Origin of the sequence: Methanobrevibacter sp. UBA417 (assembly GCF_002508845.1) — an archaeon.
Taxonomy (GTDB): domain Archaea; phylum Methanobacteriota; class Methanobacteria; order Methanobacteriales; family Methanobacteriaceae; genus Methanobrevibacter_A; species Methanobrevibacter_A acididurans.
Map to the genome: position 1 here is coordinate 11,814 of NZ_DAZC01000033.1, position 20,803 is coordinate 32,616.

The 20,803-nt window shown below is 25.6% G+C and carries 17 protein-coding genes; all 17 read right to left on the minus strand.

The window, feature by feature from the left end; translation table 11 throughout:
• Window positions 1-22: 22 nt before the first annotated feature.
• On the minus strand, window positions 23-730 hold the full coding sequence (locus BP769_RS07720; RefSeq protein WP_413824977.1) for a dihydromethanopterin reductase (acceptor): 708 nt from the start codon (window positions 728-730) through the stop codon (window positions 23-25).
• Between the two features lie 48 nt (window positions 731-778).
• Complete coding sequence (gene glyA, locus BP769_RS07725; protein WP_413824974.1) at window positions 779-2,047, minus strand: serine hydroxymethyltransferase; 1,269 nt, start codon at window positions 2,045-2,047, stop codon at window positions 779-781.
• A gap of 215 nt (window positions 2,048-2,262) precedes the next feature.
• The gene (locus BP769_RS07730) at window positions 2,263-4,251 is read right to left on the minus strand and encodes a 4Fe-4S binding protein (protein ID WP_413824971.1); all 1,989 of its coding nucleotides are present in this window, start codon (window positions 4,249-4,251) and stop codon (window positions 2,263-2,265) included.
• A 228-nt stretch (window positions 4,252-4,479) separates the two neighbouring features.
• Complete coding sequence (locus BP769_RS07735) at window positions 4,480-5,385, minus strand: AEC family transporter (RefSeq protein ID WP_413824968.1); 906 nt, start codon at window positions 5,383-5,385, stop codon at window positions 4,480-4,482.
• 199 nt (window positions 5,386-5,584) lie between these two features.
• Window positions 5,585-6,535 carry a DNA repair and recombination protein RadA gene (radA, locus tag BP769_RS07740; RefSeq protein WP_413824965.1) on the minus strand — a complete coding sequence of 317 codons (951 nt, stop codon included), beginning with the start codon at window positions 6,533-6,535 and terminating at the stop codon, window positions 5,585-5,587.
• A gap of 36 nt (window positions 6,536-6,571) precedes the next feature.
• Window positions 6,572-8,953, minus strand: coding sequence for an OB-fold nucleic acid binding domain-containing protein (locus BP769_RS07745; protein ID WP_413824963.1), 2,382 nt, complete (start codon window positions 8,951-8,953; stop codon window positions 6,572-6,574).
• A gap of 310 nt (window positions 8,954-9,263) precedes the next feature.
• Window positions 9,264-10,667: an undecaprenyl-phosphate glucose phosphotransferase gene (locus BP769_RS07750; protein ID WP_413824960.1), complete on the minus strand. Its 1,404-nt coding sequence runs from the start codon at window positions 10,665-10,667 to the stop codon at window positions 9,264-9,266.
• Between the two features lie 131 nt (window positions 10,668-10,798).
• Window positions 10,799-11,899 (minus strand): acyltransferase, encoded by a 1,101-nt coding sequence (locus tag BP769_RS07755; RefSeq protein WP_413827198.1) that lies wholly within the window; start codon window positions 11,897-11,899, stop codon window positions 10,799-10,801.
• Between the two features lie 167 nt (window positions 11,900-12,066).
• On the minus strand, window positions 12,067-12,936 hold the full coding sequence (locus tag BP769_RS07760) for a glycosyltransferase family 2 protein (protein WP_413824955.1): 870 nt from the start codon (window positions 12,934-12,936) through the stop codon (window positions 12,067-12,069).
• Between the two features lie 35 nt (window positions 12,937-12,971).
• Window positions 12,972-13,943, minus strand: a complete 972-nt coding sequence (locus BP769_RS07765) for a glycosyltransferase family 2 protein (RefSeq protein WP_413824952.1) — start codon at window positions 13,941-13,943, stop codon at window positions 12,972-12,974.
• Window positions 13,944-13,966: 23 nt separating this feature from the next.
• Window positions 13,967-14,995, minus strand: coding sequence for a glycosyltransferase family 2 protein (locus tag BP769_RS07770; protein ID WP_413824949.1), 1,029 nt, complete (start codon window positions 14,993-14,995; stop codon window positions 13,967-13,969).
• Window positions 14,996-15,022: 27 nt separating this feature from the next.
• Window positions 15,023-16,048, minus strand: a complete 1,026-nt coding sequence (locus BP769_RS07775) for an alcohol dehydrogenase catalytic domain-containing protein (protein ID WP_409198236.1) — start codon at window positions 16,046-16,048, stop codon at window positions 15,023-15,025.
• Window positions 16,049-16,070: 22 nt separating this feature from the next.
• Window positions 16,071-16,775, minus strand: a complete 705-nt coding sequence (locus BP769_RS07780; RefSeq protein WP_409198237.1) for an IspD/TarI family cytidylyltransferase — start codon at window positions 16,773-16,775, stop codon at window positions 16,071-16,073.
• A gap of 144 nt (window positions 16,776-16,919) precedes the next feature.
• Window positions 16,920-18,035, minus strand: a complete 1,116-nt coding sequence (locus BP769_RS07785; protein ID WP_409198238.1) for a CDP-glycerol glycerophosphotransferase family protein — start codon at window positions 18,033-18,035, stop codon at window positions 16,920-16,922.
• A 34-nt stretch (window positions 18,036-18,069) separates the two neighbouring features.
• Window positions 18,070-19,104 carry an ABC transporter ATP-binding protein gene (locus BP769_RS07790; protein WP_409198239.1) on the minus strand — a complete coding sequence of 345 codons (1,035 nt, stop codon included), beginning with the start codon at window positions 19,102-19,104 and terminating at the stop codon, window positions 18,070-18,072.
• A 32-nt stretch (window positions 19,105-19,136) separates the two neighbouring features.
• Window positions 19,137-19,919, minus strand: coding sequence for an ABC transporter permease (locus BP769_RS07795; protein WP_413824943.1), 783 nt, complete (start codon window positions 19,917-19,919; stop codon window positions 19,137-19,139).
• Between the two features lie 164 nt (window positions 19,920-20,083).
• On the minus strand, window positions 20,084-20,803 hold a 720-nt coding region (locus BP769_RS07800; protein ID WP_413827196.1), incomplete at its 5' end, for a glycosyl transferase.

Sequence of the window (20,803 nt, forward strand, 5' to 3'; positions counted from 1 at the left end):
AAAAAGGTAAAAAAAGGTAAAATTAAGAAATAATATCTTCAATATAAATTAAGACATTTTTTGGTTCTTCTAAAACTGTTATATTATCCATTGTGACTAATTTTTGAGTGTTTTCTATATCTATTGGTCTCATATGAATAGTAATTATTTTTCCGGATTTTATTGCATTAAATGGACATGCATTTTCACAAGTTCCGCAACCAGTACATTTTAAAAGATCAATTTCTTGTTTTGGTATTATTGCTTTATTAGGACAAGCTTTATAAGCTTGACATTCATCACAATCTTCACAGGTATTAAGTTCTAATTTAGCAGGTAGTACTGTTTCCACATCACCCTTTTTAATATCTACAGGAACAATAATCGTTTTTACTCCACCTTTTCCCGCTTGAGAAACAGTGTTAGTAACTAATGTATCAGATATACCATGAACAATTTTAGCTACAGTATTGGAAGTTGTTGGAGAAACAATTAGCATATCATATTTACCTAAAGAAAATCTTCCAGAAATAGGGAAACTATATTTTTGATCTGATTCTTTAGTTAATTCTTTATAACGTCCTCCAGTTATAGCTGAAACCCTTTCAAAAAGGCCATACATTTTTAATACTTCTTCCCCTGCATTAGATAAAAATACGGTAATATCATTAGTTTTAGCTAATTCTTCTAAAACTTCAACACTTTCACTTAATAAATGTCCTGCTCCAGTAAATGCCCATCCAATTTTCATAAAAAAATCTCAACTTTTTTTTTAATTTATTAAATAAAAATAAAAAATTTAAAATTGGATATATTGATATCCATCATCTTCTTTAAAAGCATAATGAACATTAGTAAAATCTTTCATGAATTCAGTAACATCGTCTTTGATTTCTTCATTATCTATAGCTACTCTTTTAATAAATTCTGCTACTTCATCCATTTCAGATTCTTTCATACCTCTTCTTGTTAATTCTTGAGTTCCCATTCTTATACCAGATGGATCATCACTATGATTTACATCATCCCCAGGTATTAAATTTTTGTTTAATATGACATTGTTAGATTCTAATTCTTTAGCTAAAATAGTAGCTTTTTTTATATTAGAAACATTCATTGCAACTTGGTGAGATTCTGTAAAACCTAAGTCTTCACACATGACATTAAATCCTCTTTCATATAATGCTTGAGCTAATGCTTGAGCATTTTTAATGGTTTGTTTAGCATAGTCTTCTCCAAATTCCATCATTTCTGCAGTTGCTATTCCTAAACCTGCTAAGTGGTGTAAATGATGATTACTTACTATACCTGGGAAAACTGCATTATTAATATCATTAGAATATTCTTTTTTAGAAAAAATAATACCTCCTTGAGGTCCAGGGAAAGTTTTATGGGTACTTCCCATTAATGCATCAACTCCATCACCTATAGGATCTTGAAATTGACCTCCAGCAATTAAACCAAGTACATGAGCTCCATCATATAAAACTTTTGCTCCAACTTCTTGTGCGGCTTCAACAGCTTCTTTAACAGGGTGAGGGAAAAGGAATAAACTTCCACCTAATAAAACTACATTTGGTTTTTCTTCTCTAATTTGTTTTTGCATTTTATCTGCATCAATATTCATGACTTCTGGGTTAAATGGATAAAATACATTTTTTAATCCACGTATTCCTGCTGCACTAACGTTTTCATGACTAATATGTCCTCCCATTGGAACTGACATTGTCATGATTTTATCTCCAGGTTTAGTAAATGCAAAAAATGTTGCTAAATTTGCTGTTACTCCAGAAATTGGTTGAACATTAACAAAATCTGCATTAAATAATTTTTTTGAAAGATCAATTGTTTTTTCTTCAATTTCATCAATATATTTACATCCTTCATATAATCTTTGACCTGCTAAACCTTCAGCATATCTATGAGATAAATCTGACGCTAATGCGGTTTTCACTTGAGAACTGGTTATATTTTCACTTGCTATAAGATTTATACTATTTTTCATCCAGTTTGTATGGTCTTTTATTAAATTTTCAAAAGTTTTAACATCCTCTTCATATTGAGACATATAATTACACCTAATTTATATTTTATATTAATTTTTAATTAAAATTGAAATTTTATTAAAATAGTTGATTATAAAAAATTTCTTAATTATATATTATTAGTTTTATTTTTTATTAATTTATAGTTTAATATAATTTAATAAAAATAATAATTTTTATAAAAATAGTATGAATAAATATTTAAAAAAAATAAAAATTTGGAGAAAAATCTCCAAAATTATTTACCAATATCTTCAAGAGCTGCATCAATTTGTGCCATAATTTGTGAAGTTTTAAAGTGATTTTGATCCATAGCTCCGGAAGGACATGCACCTACACAAGTACCGCAACCTTTACATAAAGCTACATTAATTACAGCATGAGCTTCTCCTTCTTCACCTTCAATACTAATTGCACCGAATGGACATAATTCAACACATACTTCACAAGCACCACAAACTGTATCATCTGTACTTGCAATAATTGGTTCAATTTCAACTTCACCTTTAGCCATAGGAATAGCTGCTCTAGCAGCTGCAGCTGATCCTTGAGCAACAGAATCAGGTATATCTTTAGGTCCTTGTGCTACACCAGCAATAAAGACACCATCAGTTAAAGTATCAACAGGTCTTAATTTAGGGTGTGCTTCAAGATAGAATCCATCAGCGGATTTAGATATTCCTAAAGTTTGTCTTAATTCAGTTGAACCTTCAGGTGCTTCTAAACCTACACTTAAAACAACTAAATCATAAGTGAATTCTGTAATTTTTCCAAGTAAAGTATCTTCTGCTCTAACAGTTAATGTTTTATCATCATTTTCAAATATTTGTGCAGGTCTACCTCTTAAGAATTCAATTCCATATTTTTCTTGTGAATTTTTATAAAATTCTTCATATCCTTTACCAAATGCACGAATATCCATATAATAACAAGTTACATCAGTATCAGGTTCGTGATCAATACATAATTGAGCATTCTTCATAGAATACATACAACATACTCTAGAACAGTATGGTTTACCGATTTGTTCATCTCTTGAACCTACACAATGGATAAATGCAACACGTTTAGGAGCTTCACCATCAGAAGGTTTAACTACATGTCCTTGAGTTGGTCCGGATGCATTAATCATTCTTTCAATTTCCATACCAGTGATAACATTATCAAATCTACCATAACCATATTGGTATATTCCAGATGGGTCGAAAGGATCATAACCAGTAGCTGCAATAATAGTACCTACATTAAGTTCAATTTCTTCAGGTTTTTGATCATGATTTATTGCTCCACGTTCACAGACTTTATCACAGAGATGACAATCAATACAATAATTTTTATCAATTGTTGCACATAAAGGAACTGCTTGAGGGAATGGAATATATGCTGCTTTTACCATACCTATACCCATATCGTAGTAGTTAGGTATTTCAATTGGACATACTTCAGAACAAGATCCACAACCAGTACATAAATCTTCTTCTACATATCTAGGTCTCTTTTCTACTTTAACCTTAAAGTTTCCAATATAACCATCGACTTCTTTTACTTCAGCATAAGTAATTAAATCAATATTTGCGTGTTTATGAGTATCTACCATTTTTGGTGCAAGAATACACATTGAACAATCTAATGTTGGGAAAGTTTTATCTAATTGTCCCATTCTTCCCCCAATGGTAGGGTTTCTTTCAACTAAATAAGTGTGGTAACCCATATCTCCTAAATCTAAAGCAGATTGAATACCAGTTACTCCTCCACCAATAACTAAAGCAGTTTTTTCAACACTTACTTTATTAGCTTCTAAAGGTTCAAGTAATCTTGCTTTAGCAACTGCCATACGGACTAAATCATTAGCTTTACTAGTAGCTGCTTCAGGTTCATTCATATGTACCCAAGAATCTTGTTCTCTTAAGTTAGCAAATTCAAATAAAAATTTATTTAATCCTGCTTCTTCAACACATCTTCTAAATGTTGGTTCGTGAAGTCTAGGGGAACATGCTGCGACAACAACTCTATTTAATCCATATTCTTTAATATCATTTTGGATTAATTGTTGACCTGGATCAGAACACATATATTTATAATCTTTTGCAATAACTACATTAGGTAAAGTACCCGCATATTCTGCAACGGCTTCAACATCGACAACACCTGCAATGTTTACACCACAGTGGCAAACATAAACTCCCACTTTTAATTCTTCGTTTTTTATATCTTTTTCTTCTGCCATTAAATCACCTTGTACAAGTTGATGAAATATAATCTAAAATTTATTATAAATGTTAGATATGATTTTATGTTTATGATATAAATTAATAAAGGTTTCTATTAATGATATGGAGTAAAGTTTATATATGATAAAAAAAATTTATCTTAAAAAAGATTATTATAGAAAAAATATGATTAAAATCAACAAAAAACAAAAATTAAATTATTAATTGGAAATAAAACCCCCCATTTATAGTAATGACACTAAAATGGGTATACTAATAAGACTAAGTAAAGTATTTGTAAAAATACAATCTGAAGTTAGTTTGTAATCTAAACCATAAGAGATAGCTAATACCAATGCAAACATTCCTGAGGGCATAGCTGCCTGAATTAATGAAACATTAAATTCTAAACCATGTAATCCTAATACAGTTAATATAATAAATGTTACAAATGGATAAAAAATTAATTTAATAATTGAAGTAAGAGTTACAATACTTTTATGGGTCTTAATACCTTCAAATTTTAATGAAAGACCTAATGCCAACATTATTAAAGGAATAGTGACTGCTGAAAATGATGATATAATATTAGTTGCTACTTCTCCAATTGGAATATTCATCAAATTAAATAGTATACCTAAAATTAAAGCCCATAAAGGAGGTAAAAATATTGCTTTTTTAACAGCTTGCTTAAAAGTTCCACCAAACACTAATATTAAAACGATATTCATTATTAAGAAAGTTAAAGTTGTATTAATATCAAAAAATATTGCTCTTACAAATCCAGGATTACCAAATGCCCCCAATATTATAGGATAACCCATAAAACCAGTATTACCAATAATTACTGTTAAAAGAATACTCCATAATTTTTTTTCCTCAAATTTTTTAATTTTAAGAATAATATAAACAACAGCACCTATAATAAAAGAAGATAATAATCCAACAATTGGTAAAATACTTAGTGTAGGTAAAAGGTCCATATTAGCAGCATATAAAGCTTTAAAAATCATACAAGGTAAAGCAATATTCATCACGATTTTATTTAAAGTACCTACATCAGTTGATTTAAGAAAATCTATTCTTTTAAGGAAATAACCTAAAAAAATCATGAAAATAATTGTTATCAGTGTGACAAAAAAGGGATCCATTATTAAACCTAAAAATTATTAAATAAAAAAAATTTTAAAAAAATCAAACCTAAAAATTATAAGAATAAATATCGAATAAATAGCCAAAATAATATAATAAATTGATTTTTAATTAAACTATTATAATAAGATAATAATATTATGTTATTCCAATTATTTAAATATTATCAATAAAAAAAAAAGAAAAAAAGTAGATTATTTAATCTATAATACCATCATTAGTAATTTTAAATACACATTCTCCTTCTGGAAGATGCGGACTATCTACTAATCTTGCAATTCTTTTACCTGCTAAACCTTTTTTAAGCCAAACTCTGTAAGTTGAAGCATGCCCTAAAACATGCCCACCTATAGCTTTAGTTGGACTACCAAAGAAAGCATCAGGTCTTGCTTGAACTTGATTAGTAATGAAAACAGCAACATTATATGTATTTGCTATAGTTTGTAAAACATGCAAATGTTGATTAAGTTTTTGTTGTCTTACAGCTAATGATTCTCGTCCAACATATTCTGCTCTGAAATGTGCCATTAAAGAATCAACAATAACTAACTTAATATTAACTCCACTTTGTATTAATTCATTAATTTTATCAGCCATTAATATTTGATGAGAAGAATTAAAAGCTCTAGCAATATGAATTTTTTGTAATGTTTCTTCAGGATCTAAATCAAAAGCATTAGCTATTTGTTCAATTCTTTCAGGTCTAAAAGTGTTTTCAGTATCAATAAATACACATTCACCATCTAAACCACCTTTATCTTCAGGCAATTGAACTGTTACAGCTAATTCATGAGATATTTGACTTTTACCTGAACCAAATTCACCAAACACTTCTGTTAATGATTGAGTTTCAATACCCCCACCGATAAGTTCATCAAAACCTGAACTTCCAGTAGTAATACGACCCACATCTTTTCTTCTTTCCATTACTTCAAATGCAGTTTCAAAATCAATATCTTCAGCTTTACGTGCAGCTTCTATAACTTTTTCTGCAACACCCTCACCAATTTCTGCTTTTACAGATAATTCCTTTGGAGTAGCAGTTGCTAATCTCATCATATCTGCAAAACCTGCATCCTGTAATTTTTCAGCTGTTTTTTCACCTACACCAGGTAAGTCCTTAAGTTCTATATCTTCCATAATTACCATTCCTAATTAATATTTTTATTATTTTAAACTCATAATCTAAAGTGATTTAGATAAAATTTTTTTAGGATTTAATCTAATTGATTCATTATATTCATCGAAATTAGCATCTGCAATAATTTCTATTGATATTCCATTTAAATCTTCAATTTTGCTTTCTAAAACACTTAAATCTTCACTATTTTCAAAAATTTGAACAATTTCAGATTTTGTCATTTCTAATAATTCCTCAACTAATTCACCAAAGAAAGTTACGGATATTTCACCAGTATCATCTGCAATTCTTGCAGGAATCATTAAAAGATATTTTGGTTTTTCTACTTCTTCACCGCAATAATCACATACATATCCTTTATCTTCATTATTTTCTAAAGTATTATTACAGCTAGGACATTTTAAAAGTACTAATTTATCACCGTAAGGATCTTTTAATGTTCCATTAATTCTTATATTTATATCATCATCTTCTAATGATTCTATACTTTTTTCTTGATAAATAATATCTTTTAATTCATCAAATGTAGGTAAATTATCTAATTCTTCCTCATTTGGGGATATTAAATTTGTATTATTTCCAATACTTAATATTATTCTATCATCTCTAAAAGATACACGAGGGTTTTCTATTTTAACTGCACTTCCAACATCAAATTCTTGTAAATTTGTTTTAGCATCCCATAAACTAGCTTTAATTGAACCAGTATCATCAGCTAAATCTATACTTCTAACCATTCCCGGTGTTCCATCTGTTTTTTGAAATTCATGAATATCTTGTATATCTAAAATTCTTGCTACAACACGAATATTTTTATCATCTTCATTTAATTCATCGATTTTCTTTTTTTCATATAATGTTTCTTCTAATTCTGCAAATGAAGGTAAATCTGTGACTTCATCTTCTTTAAGTTCAATTACTCTTGCAGTTTTTCCTATATTGAGTTCTATTTCACTCATTCCAAGTTTAGTTCTAGCATTCTCAAGTTGAAAAGGTTTACCTAATTGAAGATTAGAATTTATTGCTTTATCATCCCAAAAAGAAACACGAACACTACCAGTTCGATCCGCAAAATCTGCAGATCTAACAGTGCCTACACTTCCATCATCTCTTTGAAATTCTCTAGAATCATTTAATGATATAACTCTTCCTAAAATATCAACTTCTTCACCATCATCATCATCAAAACTTTGAACTTGTTCAATTGGTAAAGGTCCAAGTTTTGATTGTGATTCTTTCAAAGTACTAACCAAATCATCATATCCCTTAGGATCTATAACAAATCGTGTGTTCCAATTTGTATTAATTCTATAACCAGATTTAGCATAATCATCATATTCAATATTTCCACCAATAATTTCTACAATATCCCCTTTGTTAAATTCTAAATTAGTATCATCATTCCATAAAGTCACTCTAATAGAACCTGTATCATCAGCTATTTCTATTGATTTAACATGACCCTCACTACTATCTTTTCTTTGAAAAGAAATTGTATCTTGTATTTTAGTAATTATCCCTAATATTGTAACATCTTTTTGCTCATGAGCTTCCCCTAACTTGAATAATGTTTCTTCAAATTCTGGAACATCAAAATCGCCTTTAATTGTTCGACCATCCCAATGAGACAATGATACTTCCCCATTTCTTTCTTTAACATGAGCACCTAATATTTTTATAGTATCATTCTCATTTAAATCAAGAGTTTCTATTAATTTAACATCTTTATTCCATAAGGTATAAGATATTTTACCAGTAGAATCTTGAATTTCAATGGAAGTAACTTCCCCTTTTTTACCATTACTATTATATTTTCTAATTTGAGGTATTCTTATTATTCTACCTATTATATTAACTGTTTCATTAGGAACTATATCCTTAATCATAGTTATAGGTTCTTCATATCTTGGAAAATCTGGGAAATCATCTGAATTTAAAACTTTCATATTGGATCGAGGTTTTAAATGTACTTCTAAACCTCTATAACCATCTTTAGATTCAACATTAGTTATTTGTACAACATCCCCTTCCTTAATGTTTTTAAGATGTTTGATATTTTCTGTCCATAAAACAACTCGTATATTTCCAGTATCATCAGCAAGTTTCAAGTTACATAATTTACCATCATTTCCTTGTCGAGAGGTAAATTGTTTAACATCAGATATTCCCATGATTCTACCAGTAAGTGTTAAATCATTAATATTTGCTTCTAATTCATTAATTTTATACTTTGCATGTTTTTCATTAGAAATTGGATCATTATTTTCATCAATAAATGTTCCTACAACCATTCGTGCCATATCAATGTCTTTAACAAAACTAACATCTTCATATTCTTTTTTTAGTGAGTCCATTTTCTCTAAAAATTCTTTTTCAGAGACTTGGTCTTTAACTTTTTCATATTCATCTAATATTTCTTGATCCATACCAAACCCTCAATTGTAATTAAACAATAATTTAAAGTTTTTATATAATATGTTTTTTCTAAGAGCATTTGAAAAATAATATATTAAATTAATTTTCAATACCTAAAAAAAATATATTCCTATTACAAAATCAATAAAATTACTGTTCCCTTTTTTTATTAATCTAAAATGAAAACATTTTATAATTAATAAAAAAATTTAATATAAAATATTTAATATTAATTATATTTTTTATATATTTTAATTTTATTTATTATTAAAAGTAATCTAAATAAAAAAACTATCCTAAAAAATAGAAGAAAAAAGAAAATTAATAAGCATTTTTATTACTTTTAAAAACTGTTTTGAAAAGTATAATTACATCCAAACCAAAATGCCAATTTTCTACATATTCAATATCATATTGTATACGTTTGTTAATAGATGTATTGCCTCTACATCCATGTATTTGAGCCCAACCTGTTAATCCAGGGCGAACTTGATGTTTAACCATATATTTAGGTATTTCTTTTCTAAATTTATCCACAAAATATGGTCTTTCTGGTCTTGGACCCACAACACTCATATCCCCTTTTAATACATTGAAAAACTGTGGAAGTTCATCAATGCTTGTTTTTCTAATAAAATCGCCAACTTTAGTTTTTCTGGAATCATTAGGAGTAGTCCATCCAGTTTCTTCATCTTTTTCACTTTGAACTTTCATGCTTCGAAACTTATACATTATAAAAGGTTTTCTTTTATAACCTATTCTTTCCTGTTTAAAAATAATGGGTCCTGGAGATTCAATTTTAATTGCAATAGCAGTTAATAGCATTATTGGAGAAGTGATAATGATTGCTATTATAGAAATCAAAATATCTTCAACAACTTTTAAAAACTTATTAAATGTATCATCTAAAGGAACATAGCGAATATTTATAATTGGTAAATCATCAATCATATCCACAGAAGGTTTAGCTGGAAGATATTTATAATAATCTGGGAGAATTTCCGCTTTGATTCCAGCATTTTCACATATATCAACTAATTCAGTTAATTTAGGAAAATATTCTAAAGATATAGCTATAACAACCCTATCAAAATTATGTTTTGTTAATATAGGTTCTAAATCATTGAAAGTTCCAACAAATCTGGTTCCTTCAATTTCTTGACCCAAATGTTCTTTTCGACCTAATAATCCTCTAACAGAATATCCTAAATATTTTTTTGCCTTGATTTTTTTAATAAAAGTAAAAGCCAAATCATTATCGCCAACAACTAGAATATGTTTCAAATTATGATCTTTTGACCTAATCAATCTTAACATTGCACGAATTAATGCTCTTTCAATAATACCATAAATTATACCAAATATACCTAAAAGAAATAAGAGTATTCTTGAAAAATCAGGTTGATTAATAAGAAATAAGAAAGCTACTAAGACCATAAAAGACATTAAATTTGCTTTAATAATAGATGTTGCTTCTGAAAAAATTGATTTTTGATTTCTAAATGGTTTATATAATCCAAAAAAGTAGAAAAATAAGAGATAAACTGGTATTACTGCAAATAAAGTAAATATGAAATAAGATCCAAAACCAAGATATCCTCCAATAGGTCCAAATATGGTTGTTTTAAATCTAATATAAAATGCAGTAAGTAATGCAAATAAAATTATTACAACATCTGTTAAAACTAATATCGCATTTAAAAATTGTTGATTTTGTTTAATCATTGAATAATTCCACTTTTTTTATAATTTAAATTAAATCAATATAAAAGAATTTATTATTTAATTCTATATAAAAACCTTTATTTTAATATATTTATTTATAAAAACCTAAAAATTTTAATTAAAAAAATAGATTAAATAGCGCCTGTGAATTTTTTGAAAAATGGAATCTTACTAAGCACTAACATTGCTACCCAAGCTACTAAGAATAAAACTAATGACAATATTGGAATTGAAATTAGTGCATTCATAGAAGCAAAATCTACATTCATTACCCATAACAATTTAAATAGCAATAAATGACTTAAATAAATACCAAAAGAGAAAATACTAATAGATAATATAATATTTGCTGATTTTCCTTCACTGAAATAAGTTGTAATATTGTTTTTAGTTATTGAATTAAAATTAATATTTTTAAATATTAAAAATAAACTAATAGCTTGAAAAACGGTTGTTAAATCATAATAATCTATTCCTTGGAATGAACCTGCAATAAGTGAATTATTATATATCATGAAAACTTTAAGAATTGTTGAAATAATTAATACACCAACCCATAAATAATTATTTTGGGAAAGTTTAGTTTTTGTATTGTGTAAATAATATCCTAAAATAAAATATCCTAAAGGTCCGGCAAAATATCTTAAATCTATATTAACATAAGGTAACTTGAATGTTGTAAAAACACATGTTACAAGCCAGATAATTAAAAAGTATTTCACTTCATCAAATGATGAATTTTTAATCCATTTATTAATAATTGGAGTTATAAGATAAACGCTTAAAATCATCCATACAAACCAAAAGTGATTTAAATAACCAGGTTGTCCTAAAAACATGTTAATTATAAATGATATAATTGAAATAATTGAATTATAATCTGGTACTTTACCTTCAGTAAAACCAAAGACGAAACTAAAGATTACATAAACACTTCCCCAAAATAAAAATGGAATTAATATACGGGAAAATCTTTTTTCAATGAATCCCTTAAAATTATAGTCCCGATTAAGTAGTAATGTTCCAGAAATCATTATAAATATAGGTATTGATATTTTTGCAAAAGTACTGTAAAAATCTGCAAATAACCAATTAATATTTACAGGAGAGTGTATTAATGTTTCAGCAGAAACATGACCCACAACAACTAAAAATATTGCAAAAGCTTTTAAAAAATCTAAATAAAAAATTCTTTTTGAGCTAACTTTACCTGGTATTAATATATTTTTCAATTGCATGGAAATCGGTTTATTAAAAATTTTAAAAAATTAATTATTCTAATATAACTATTAAATAAGGTATAATATAAACATATCGAATTTATAGCTTGTTAAAAATTAGTTAATTACTTATTTATTATTCATTGAAAAAAAATTTAAGGATAAGTAAACATTCCAAATTAATTCGTTTTAAATAAATTTAAAATTAATTTTACAATAAATTGAAAAAAAATTCCAAAATATACAATAAAATTTACAATAACAGAATACTTTTTTGTATAATGTTTTTTATAAAATATATACATTGATTTATGAAATTCATATACCAATTTAAAACTTTTTTTACTACTAGAACCTTTATAATGTATAATTTCGCTTTTACCAAAATAAATTATTTTCCACCCAGATTCTTTAATTCTGTAACACCAATCAATATCTTCACCATACATAAAATAATCTTCATCAAGAAGACCAACTTGATTTATTACTTCCATTTTAACTAACATGAAAGCGCCGACTAAACAATCGATTTCATAAACTCCATTGTTATCTAAATCATCTAAGTTATAATTATTTATATCTGAATTTTTATTAGGAATGTGAAATAATTTATAAAATGAGTTTATTGGATTTGGAAAACTACGTTTACATGCTTTATCCAACTCTCCATTTGGAAGAGAAACTTTACATCCTAAAGCCCCAACATCAGGATAGCTTTTAATATAATTTAAACATTGATTTAAAACATCACCCTTAATTATAGTATCAGAATTTAAAAGCAAGACATATTTAGAGCTTGATTTTTTAATAGCTAAATTATTTGCATATGCAAATCCCATATTAGAATTATTTTTTATAAAAATTATTTTATGATTTTTTACTTCTTTAAAGAAAGTTTTCTCTAATTTTTCTAAACTACCATCATCAGATTTATTATCTACTATTATAATATTATAAGTAAAATTGGGATTACTAAGCAATATTGAATTTATTGAATTTTTTGTTAATTCATATGTCCTAAAATTAACTATTATTATTGATAAATCCATTTTTTCCCCATCCTTATAATATTTTTAAAGAAAATTTATTTTTTAAATAATTTAATAGTGTTAACTATTAATTTCCACTCAATTTTAAAATAATTTTTAAAATTTTTATTTTGATAATGAACTTTTCTTATTTTACTTTTATCATTTAATCCTTCTTTAATACCAGTTAAATAGACCTTCCCAAAACCTTTTTTAACAAAAAATAAATATTTTATTAAAAAACCTAAAAAAATAAATGCTATGTTAATTATTTTTTGAGGAATTGGAAGATTTTTATAAATTACTAAAACATTATTTCGAGCAGATAAACGAATTTTAAATTCATTATATTTAGATCCACTACTTCCACTCCCAATATGATAAACTATTGATTCAGGACAATATACATTTTTATATCCATTAATTTGTGCTCTGTAAGCTAAATCAACATCTTCCATGTAAGCAAAAAAATTTTCATCAAAACAGCCTAATTTTATTACTAAGGATCTTTTATATAAAGCTGCACCTGCACAACTACTAAATGTCTCTCTTTCTTTAGTATATTTATTTATATTTTGACCATTACCTACTTTTTTTGTATAAGCTAATAAAGTATATTCATCTCCAGCATCATCTATTAAATTCCTATTATTAAATTGAATCATTTTTGATGCTGATGAAAATATGAAATCATCTTTTGTAATACAATTTATCAAAGGAGATATAGAGTTATTATTTAATTCAACATCATTATTTAAGAATAATAATAATTCAGATTGTGCTATTTTTATTCCCTGATTTGTTGCCTTTGCAAAACCTAAATTTTCTTTATTTTGGATTAAAATAATTTGTAAGGGATAATCTAAATTCTTTTGATAGTCTTTTATAATGTTCACACTATTATCTGTTGAACCATTATCAACAATGATAACTTCTCTTATATGTTTATTTTGACTGATTAAAGATTCAAAATATATATTTAAAAAATTTTCACCATTATAATTTGGGGTTATAATTGAAACTTTCATTTAATTAACCTAATACTTAAATTTTAGATGCTGTTTTTAAATGTTTTCCATAAAATATAATAAATTTTAGGACTTATTAAAAATATTTCTGTTTTAAATAAAAACAATAAGTCAGTTTTTTCATAAGGCTTAAAACCTCTAAGTTTTCTAACATAATCTATTTCTTTCATTTTATCCATTACTTTATTAAACGGATAATTTTTATAAAATAAATACATTAAATTTCCAAATATAGCTTTGGGTATCCTATAATTAGTGATTAAATCTATTAACTCTTCAACATAAGGATAATTAATTAATTCTTCTTTTGGCATATTATAATCATGATAATATATTGCTAAATTTTCTAATATTTTTATAAAATTAAATCTTTCAAGAAAACTTTGAGATGTTGAAGATGAACTATTTTGTAAATAGAAATAACTTGGTTTAGCAGTATAACCTACTTTTTTAACATGAATTAATGATTTTAATGCAAATTCAGTGTCTTCACCATAGGATACATTAGCAGTGAATCTTAAACCATTTTCATCTAAAATTTGTTTATCATACATTATCTGACAAAATCTAAATGGGATTTTCATCATTAATTCTTGTTTTATTAAATCATAATTCCCTATAATAGATTTACCCTTAATAGAATCATATGCTGTTGGTTTGGTTAGTACTACTCCATCTTGACTAATTATTAACATTTGAGTAAAAGAAAAATCGCAATCTTTTTCTATTATTGATTCATATAACCATTTAATATGATTTTTACCAATATAATCATCCCCATCCAAAAAAACTATATATTTTCCTTTAGCCAAATCTAAACCTTTGTTTCTAGCTGTACTAACTCCTTTATTTTCTTGATAAAAAATTTGAAAAGGAATATTAGATTGAGATAGTAAATTATCAACTTTTTCTATACTATCATCATATGATCCATCATTAATAATAATAACTTCAAAATCATTGAAAGTTTGGTTTATAAGAGATAATAATGTATTTTCTATGTAATTAGAATTGTTAAAAACTGGTATTATAACACTAACTTTTGGATTCATTAAATATCTCCTTTTATTTCATGATTTTTATTTATTCCAAACTAAAACAGTTTTACCAAAATTTGAATTAAAATCTTTATCAAATGCTTTAGTAATATCATTTAAATTATTTATCTCAATTGTTTCATTGATAATATTTTCTAAGTATTCTAATATTTTTGGATTTTCTTTAAATAAATTAATAGCCCCTAAGAAATCTTTTCTACCACTACGTGTTGTTCCAAACAATATTAATCCTTTCTCTAAAATCATTCTAGTGTTAATTTGAATAGGATATTCAGATACTCCAAGTATAGAAATAGTGCCTTCCGGATTTATTAAATCTATAATTTGGGATATTGCGGACTGAGAATTTAATCCCCCTACAGCTTCAAATGCATGATCAATAGTTAAATCCTTTGGTATTTCATTGATTTTATAAGTTTTATCAACAAATGAAAACATTTCCAATTTTTCATCATTAACCCCAAAAACTATTATCTTTGAATTGGGAAATATAATTTTTAAGAGAAGAGAAGTGATATAACCTAAATTACCATCACCCCAAATACCTATAATATTTTTATTTTTATTAGAATGTTTTTTAAATCTCAATATTGCTTGATAACTAACTGTAACAAGTTCAGTGAATGCTAAAACATTAAGATTACAATTATTAGGTATTTTAATTAATCTATCTGGTTTTAATGATACATAATCTTCCATGAATCCATCATAACCACTAGATCTAAATTTACTAGAAGTTAAATAATTTTCAGCAATAACTTTATCATTTTCTATGGGAATATTAGGAATCATAACCACATTATCACCAACATTAAAATGACCAGTCCCATCTTTAATTACTTTACCTACACCTTCATGTATTAAAGCCATTGGAAGTTTATTATTTAATACTTCTGGAACCCTACTACCTTGATAATATCTTTGATCTGCATTACAAATTGACAAGTGAGTTGGACGAACTATAACCTCATTTTCCAAATCATTTATTTCTCCGTAAACCTCTTCAAATAACTTTGGAGAAACAAGTCTATATATAATATTAATCATCAAATACCACCAATATTTTATATTATTCTTCATTAAGAATTGAATTAGCTACTTTTAAATCATATGGATATGTAATTTTAATATTAGTTACTTCCCCATTAACTAAAAAAACATCCTCATTATTCATGATAAAAATCTTTGCAGCATCAGTTAAAATTGATTTTTCATTATTAGATAATTTATTGTAAAGTTCTTTCAATTTGAGAATTTTAAAAGATTGGGGTGTTTGACCTTGATACATATTTATTCTATTTGGAATATCACTAACAAATTGACCGTTTAAACTTTGAACAATTGTATCAGATGCAGGAATTATAGTATCACACGCACCATACTTAATTACAGCATTAATATTATCTTCAATGATCCTATGTGTAACAAATGGTCTTACTGAATCATGAGTAACAATGATATCTTCAGAATTAATTGAAAAATTAGATTCAATGTAATTAATAGCTTTCATAATAGTTTCATTTCTTACATTTCCTGCTTCAATAACTATTATATTTTGATTATCCTTTATGTATTTATTAATAAGATCTTTAGTATAATTAATCCATTGCTTTGGACATAAAACAATGATTTTATTAAAATTAGGATTAATATAAAATTTTTCTATAGTGTGAATTATTATAGGTTTATTTCCTAAGAAAAGAAATTGTTTAGGTTTATCTACATTTCCCATTCTAATTCCAGTTCCACCTGCTAAAATAGCCGCAAATATCATGTTTTTCACCATTAAATAAAAAGTTCTTTAAACTCAAAATAACAAAGTTTATAGAATATATTATCTTAATTATGTTTTTCATTATAAATAATATTTATATTTATTATATTGAATCCTTAAAAATAGGGTTTTAAAATTTTGTAATTAATTTTTTAATACATAATCAAGAATTCGTTTAGAAGACATATCATCAAAATAATCAAATTGATAGTTTGCAAAACTACCAATTTTATCAAAATCAAAATTTAAAGATTTAATTGTATCAATTAATTCTTGTGAATCATAAACGATAGGTCCCGGAACATTTTTTTTATAATTATAATAAAACCCTCGTTCTTTAGTTTCATAATCTTCTAAATCAAAACTAAAGAAAATAGATGGCTTTTTCAAGAAACTAAACTCAATCATAATAGAAGAATAATCGGTAATTAATATATCTGACAATAACAATAACTCTTGCTCATTTTCATAATGAGTGCAATCTATAACTTCATTTGATTTTAAAATTTTAAATATATTAGAATTTTCACTAACAACTTCTCTTATTTTTGGATGTAATCTTACAATTAAAGCATAATCTTTACCTAATTGATTATTAAATTTTTTAACATCGAAAAAATTAAAAATATTAGCATATTTCTCATTTTCCCTAAATGTAGGGGCATAAAGTATAATTTTCTTATTTTTAATTTCTGGATGTTCTTTTTCAAAATTAATTCGTATTTTATTTAAATTTTTTTCAGACAAATTTTCCTTTGAATAAAAATCAGTTTTAGGAATTCCAAGAGGTAAAATTTTATTTTTATTAATATTAAAAGCATTTTTGTAAAAATCAATTATATTATGAGAAGTAACTATAAGATATGTTGTTTTTCTAGATATTTCACTTAATAATTCTTTTCTAGATTCATCTTTTAGTATAGAATAACCAAATTTCTTAAAAGCCCCTGGTGCATGCCATAATTGGATTATTTTAACATCCCTATTAAAATTCATAAATGCCATTGGAAAAAAGTTATCATTTAAAAAAATATATTTAGAAGTTGCTAAATTATAAAAATTTAATAATGAAATTTTATCTTTTTTAAAAAAAGTATAATCATAATCAGATTCTTCTTTATTTAATTCCTTGATAATATATTTAAAATTATCTTCAAATGACTTATTTTTATCTGTTATGAAAGTTATTTTATTTGATTTTAATGGAAAAATTCTACAAATATTAAAAAAAAATCCCATTAGCTTGTGTTTAAAGTACATACAATGACCTAAAAGTTTTAACAAAAATTTTTAATTAATATAATTCAATATTATGTAACTCCTCTGCTGATGCTTCTTTAGCTGTTTCAATATAAGCATCACAAACTTCATCAACATCCCCGTCCATAACAAGATTACCGTGATCCAACCATAAAACTCTTTTACATAATTGTCTAATTTGATCAACAGAATGTGAAACTAAAAATACGGTTACTCCAGAACCCATCATAGATTTAAGTTTATCTCCACTTTTTTTCTTAAATTTTACATCCCCAACAGATAAGACTTCATCTAAAATTAAAATATCTGGTTCAACTATAGTTGCAACTGAAAAACCTAATTTAGATAGCATACCTGAAGAATAATTTTTAATTGGAACTTGAATAAATTCACCTAACTCGGAAAAATCAACTATTTCATCATATTTTGATTGTAAAAAATCTTTTTGATATCCTAAAATTGCACCATTTAAAAAAATATTTTCTTCACCAGTATAATTATAATCAAAACCTGCACCTAATTCAAGTAAAGGTGCAATTCTACCATGAGACTCAACATTACCTTTAGTTGGTTTCATAACCCCTGCTAAAATTTTCAATAATGTACTTTTTCCAGCTCCATTAAATCCTATTATACCTACTCTTTCACCTTTATGAACTGTGAAAGAAAGATTATTTAATGCTAAAAAATGTGTTTTAGGTTTAATCTCGTGTTTAATCCTTTTTATAACATATTCTTTTAGATTATCTACTTTTTCTTGATTTAAATTAAATTCCATTGTTAAATTTTCTACTTTTATGGCTATTTCATTAGAAATATTATAAGGAAGTGATTGAAATTCATTATCTTCTTCTTTAGTGTTTATATCATTAATTGTGCTTCCTAAACCTTGTTCATCTAAAAAATTATCAGAATGATTTTTATCCCTTTCTATTAATTGACCAGAGGTTTTAGAGAGACTATAATTTTTATTTACTTTAATAAGATTTTTATCTTTCTCAGCTTTTTTCTTTGCATCTTCAATAGATTTTTCTATGATCTCATTATTTGATTCAATATCAGCACCCATTATTTAACCTCCTCTTTAATTTTGTCATTTTTTTATAAATATAATATGAATTTATCTTGGTATTTGTAAAAAATATACATTCCTATAAATAATAATACAAATGCAACTATTCCCAATACAATCATGTATTTTATATTAGGAAATATTCCTCCTAGAATAGCATCCCGTGCTCCAGCAATAGCTAAATAAACAGGATTTAATTCGAATAAAAATTGATATTGTTGAGGTAATACTTCAACAGGATAAAATATTGCTGATGCATACATTAAAGTCATAGTGAAAACACCATACAAATATCTAATATCTGTGAAAAATGTTGTTAAAGTAGCTAAGATTAAACCTACACCAATCGCCATTATAACTAATAAGAATACTGGAATTATTGTAAATATTATAGTAGGATGGAATGGTGCATTTGTAACAAGCATTACTAAAACTAGTACTACTAAAGATATTAAAAAATTAACTAATTCCGAACAGGTTGTCCCAAGTGCAAACATATACTTTGGAAGGTAAATTTTTTTAATTATGCCAGCATTCCCTTTAATTGATTCCATTGCACCATTAGTAGCAGCATTAAATAAGTTAAATATTAAAAATCCTGTTAAAAAATAAACTGGGAAATTATCAATTGACATTTTAAAGACATAAGAAAAAATAAAGGTTAATACAACCATAGTTAATAATGGATTTAAAAAACTCCATAATAAACCTAAAACAGAATCCTTATATTTACCTTTTATATCTCTTTTCACAAGTTCTACTAACAAAAATTTATATTTAGTAAAATTTGAAATAAAACGTTTATCAAACATTGCAATACCTAATTAGTTTTTAATATTCTTTCTTAAGATTTTAAAATTAGATTAAATAAAATTAGTAATCTAAATATTAAATTATTAATTTTATTATTTATTTCTTCTTTTATAAAAATTACCATTTAAAATAAAAAAAATATGAAATATTATAAAGTATAAAATTAAATTTTAAGTTTATGAATAAAATTCTTAATTTTCATTCTTCTTTTTCTGGATTTTTTGATATTATTAGAAGCTTTTACAAATTCATCAAAATTTTTATTTTTAAGGGGTTTAACTAATGGAATATAAATTGTTTCACCAAAATCCGGAGTATATTTTAATTGTTCGGTTAATATAGGCCCCATTCTTTTTGCAAGATCTTTTTTATCCATATTTGAAATATCACTAGCAATGAAACTTGTTAACCAAAATACTAAATGAGCCCTAAATACATTTGAAAAATATTTCTCTTGATTTAAATTTATTAGCATGTCCCATGTTTCATAATAGCCTGAAATCATAGCATCTAAATATTTTTTATTTCTAACATGAATAGTTGATTTATCTTCATCGGTATCACGTATCTTATAATTATAACCAAAGTAATTATCCAAATAAACAATAGAATTAGATTGTAATAATACATTTATGAAAAAATTTAAATCTTCAGCTAACATTCCTTCTAAGAATCGTATATTATGTTCATTAAGAAAAGATTTTCTAAACAATTTTATCCATATGGCAGGACCTATGTCAAAAAATCTTAAATCTTCATCTATTGAACTAATCTTTATTTTATCAAAATCAGGACCGAAAATATATGTATGTTTTTCTTTTATGTTCTTATATTCTTCAAAATAATTTGAAGATACCATATCTGCATTTTCTTTAGTTATGGT